The organism is Tannerella sp., from assembly GCF_030528505.1.
Lineage (GTDB): Bacteria > Bacteroidota > Bacteroidia > Bacteroidales > Tannerellaceae > Tannerella.
On record NZ_JAUMYS010000113.1, the window covers coordinates 1 to 3,328 of the forward strand.

4 protein-coding genes are annotated in these 3,328 nt (G+C 41.5%); all 4 read left to right on the forward strand.

Annotated elements, in window-relative coordinates; all coding sequences use genetic code 11:
• The first annotated feature begins 196 nt into the window (after positions 1 to 196).
• From Q4A89_RS11670 to Q4A89_RS11685, 4 genes are read left to right on the forward strand one after another with little or no spacing between them, the layout of a single operon-like run.
• Complete coding sequence (locus tag Q4A89_RS11670) at positions 197 to 1,372, forward strand: hypothetical protein (protein ID WP_303185685.1); 1,176 nt, start codon at positions 197 to 199, stop codon at positions 1,370 to 1,372.
• A gap of 34 nt (positions 1,373 to 1,406) precedes the next feature.
• Positions 1,407 to 1,835: a hypothetical protein gene (locus Q4A89_RS11675; protein ID WP_303185686.1), complete on the forward strand. Its 429-nt coding sequence runs from the start codon at positions 1,407 to 1,409 to the stop codon at positions 1,833 to 1,835.
• A gap of 17 nt (positions 1,836 to 1,852) precedes the next feature.
• A complete protein-coding gene (locus Q4A89_RS11680; protein ID WP_303185687.1) occupies positions 1,853 to 2,425 on the forward strand; it encodes a hypothetical protein in 573 nt (190 codons plus the stop codon).
• 14 nt (positions 2,426 to 2,439) lie between these two features.
• Positions 2,440 to 3,297, forward strand: coding sequence for a hypothetical protein (locus Q4A89_RS11685; protein WP_303185688.1), 858 nt, complete (start codon positions 2,440 to 2,442; stop codon positions 3,295 to 3,297).
• Positions 3,298 to 3,328: the final 31 nt, after the last annotated feature.

A 3,328-nucleotide genomic window follows, 5' to 3' on the forward strand; every position in this document is an offset into this window, starting at 1 on the left:
AAAAGTGAAGAGTGAAAAGTGAAAAGTGAAAAACGAAAAGTGAAACCTTTCGGGTGTTAGAATGTTGAGTTGTTGAATTGTTGAGTTGTTTGGTTGTCTGAAAACTGACCGTTGACGGCTAATGATCCGACGGCTGACGGCTGAAAACCGACTGCTGACGGCTGAAATAACATATTATTAATCATAAAATTTACCGATGATGTCTATTCAGATAAAATATATATGTTTTTCTTTGTTGCTGTTTAGCCATAGCGTGTTCGGGCAATCCGAAACAGCATGTATTGTCCAAAAGTGGGAAACCAATCATCCGGGTATCGAAAGTATTTCATTTGTTCGAACGGACAGTTCGAGTGTTTCTCAATCGACCGTATTGGAATATGCCGATTTTGTTGTGCTTTTGGAGCTGCCTGCTGTGGAATCGGCCGTCAGAAAGGAGAAAAATTTTAAAAAAGAAACGGAAGCAGGAAATAAGTTTCTGACTTTTATCGAGTCATATTACAGAAAGCCTGTTCGTTTTGTTTTTGTTTCTCATTGGCATTCGCACAGTATTTCGGGTGTTGTGCCTTTTCTTGAAAAAGGAGTAACATTCCATATCACACCATATAATTGGAATGAGGCACTTAAAGATGGAACACTCCCGAATGACTCTCTTCAAAAGGTCTACAGCAAACAGATCGTTTTTATCGAAAAAGACACAACGCTGCTGGCAGAAACGGATTTTCCCATCAATGTATTCTGTCTCGACTCTCTCTATGAAAGGAAACCGACAAAAGATTATATGATCTATTACTTGCCTAAAGCTAAGACGCTTCATGCTTCGTGTATGGCTGCCGTTAAAGAAATAGATTATGATCAATATGAGGTTATAGAGTATAATGACAGGCTTTTAGATATTCGTAAAGTCGTTCAAGAAAAAGGATTATCGGTAGAACATGTAATCAGATTATCATTTAAAAAGTCGCCATACTATGTTATTCCTTATAGAGATATAGAATACATGATCCGGAAAGGGAAATCGGGAGGTGAAATGATTGCACATTTTGTTTCGATCGATTTGAATTGGCTGCAATCTCATCAGGATAGCTTATTACGCTATGCGGTGCAGACCGATCTTCATCCCAATCTATTGAGACTGGCAGCGTATGAGTGTTTGAACCAACGAAACTTTGATAAAGCGCTTATTTTCGCTAAAATTCTCTGCAACTACAAACCGAATCAAGCTTTTTATGTAGACGTTATCGGTGAATGCTACTATCATAAAGGTGAAGAAGAAATGGCAATGTATTATGATAAACTGATTAAAGGGATGTCGGATAAATACGGGATAGAACAATGGAAAAAACGCAAAATTGAAAAGCACGTTTCATTTTAAATATCGATGATATGATGAGAATTTATCTATTTAAATGATGCATACTCAACTTCAAAATTCCGATGCATGGGTCATGCTCTCTGTTCTTTATGAGTACGGTTATACGGGCGAAGACGTATCTCTTGCTCAAATAATAGGAGCATGCGATTTTATCGAACATGCCATTATTACGTATGATGAATTGACCGGAGCACTTGTCCGGCTCACATCGCAACAGTACATAACGGATGCAGGAGCTTTGAGATTCTTACCTGCTTCGTCTATACTCAATCAGTTTAACAACTACCGGCAAGCAAATAACAAGTTTAACGTACAACGTGATTTGCAGTTCATAGCCCACACGATCCATGCTGGCGAATGGTATCCCGGTTTCGATTACAAGAAGATGAATGCCGGTTTCCGATACCCCGGATTATCTTTTGAGGATTATCAATGTGCATATCGTTCGTATGTAAACAAATAAGATATAACGATTCTTTTATGGACGATGATGTTTCTTTTATACTTTCACCTTCGTCTCCTTCTCCATCTCGAGCGATCGTCCCGGAAAGCACAAGCGCAGACAGCTTGATCGGGTTGGCCGATATGTTTTTTCATCCCGACGTGTCGGTTTTCAAGGTAATGAACTTCTTCGACGCCGAAAACCCGGCAGAATACCTGCTGATGCCTACCGCATTCGAACTGATTCCCGACGAAGACGACGATTCGGCCCGCTTTTACTTTGTCAAAGCTCTGCAAGTCTTTGCCGACCGAACCGTACTCTGCTATATGTCGATGGATACGGACGAACGTATATCGGAACTTGTTGTCAAGAAGACTGCAACGGGTATCGTGCTCGAAGAAATGGACGGTCAGGAGTATAGCGTCATCCCCGCCATCGCTTCCGACCGTTACGGTTGTAATTCTGAATTGTATTACGCCGAAGAAAATCCCCGCCTCGGATTCGAAATCCTGAAAGCGGGCCTGAACAAAGCCCGCGACAAGGAAATCGTCAAAGACGACATAGCCATGCTCAAAGATGAAATCGATTACCGGCAGAGAGAGAAAAAATAAGATGCTTTATCGGTATGGTAACCGTCACGCTTAATCAGTTGATCGAAATTTATAATGCTTTATTGAGCGGAAAACTCCCGCGCAGGGAGGCCGACCGTTGGGCATGGGAAATGATGCGGCACGAAGACCATCGGAATTTGGTTTATGAGCCTGCCGAGCAGGAAGATTTGATTTGGGAGCTGCTGTATAACTTGTTTGGCTGTGACGAACGCTGCATAGAAGATCGTAATCGGATGATATGGACGAATGAAGATATTGTCGGATTTCTTACAGAAACCGGATTCACGGTTCAAAACGGTCAAATCGTACCCGAAAAGATTCGTTATGCGCCGAAGAAACATCTGAAAAGAATTACGGATTTATTTGATCATGACATGACGACAGTTTTTCGTGTCATAAATTCGTCCGATACAATCGATCCGGCGGAATATCTCTTCGAACATACGGATTATACTCTTATTCCGGATGAACAGGGTGGATATTTCTTTATCAAAGCCCTGCGGATCTCTGCATCCGGTATCGAAAACTGCTTTATGGATATGCAAATCGACGGGCGAAAAGCCCAATGGGTGGTTAGATGGAAGAATGGGCGCATTGTTGTTGAAGAAATAGCCCTGCAAACGGCGGCAAGCGTCATCCCTGCCATCGCGTCAGAGCAATATGGCAACAATACCGATTTATATTTTGCCGAAGAAAATCCATGGGAAGGCATTCATGTTCTAAAGTTCGGGTTACATATAGCCCGCAATAAGAATGCCGTAAAAAACGATTTGTATGCCTTGAAAAACCGGATTAAACAATTTCGGAAAACGAGTGAAATAACTAAAATAGCATCATTACGGCAAAAATCGAATCTCCGGAAGAAGCGGTAGCGGTTATTATCGGTTAAATGATGCAGGCGTT

Bases quoted from the DNA above. Each gene is read 5' to 3' on its own strand.
- Q4A89_RS11685 (WP_303185688.1), top strand. From the start codon at position 2,440: ATGGTAACCGTCACGCTTAATCAGTTGATCGAAATTTATAATGCTTTA.
- Q4A89_RS11680 (WP_303185687.1), top strand. From the start codon at position 1,853: ATGGACGATGATGTTTCTTTTATACTTTCACCTTCGTCTCCTTCTCCA.
- Q4A89_RS11670 (WP_303185685.1), top strand. From the start codon at position 197: ATGATGTCTATTCAGATAAAATATATATGTTTTTCTTTGTTGCTGTTT.
- Q4A89_RS11675 (WP_303185686.1), top strand. From the start codon at position 1,407: ATGATGCATACTCAACTTCAAAATTCCGATGCATGGGTCATGCTCTCT.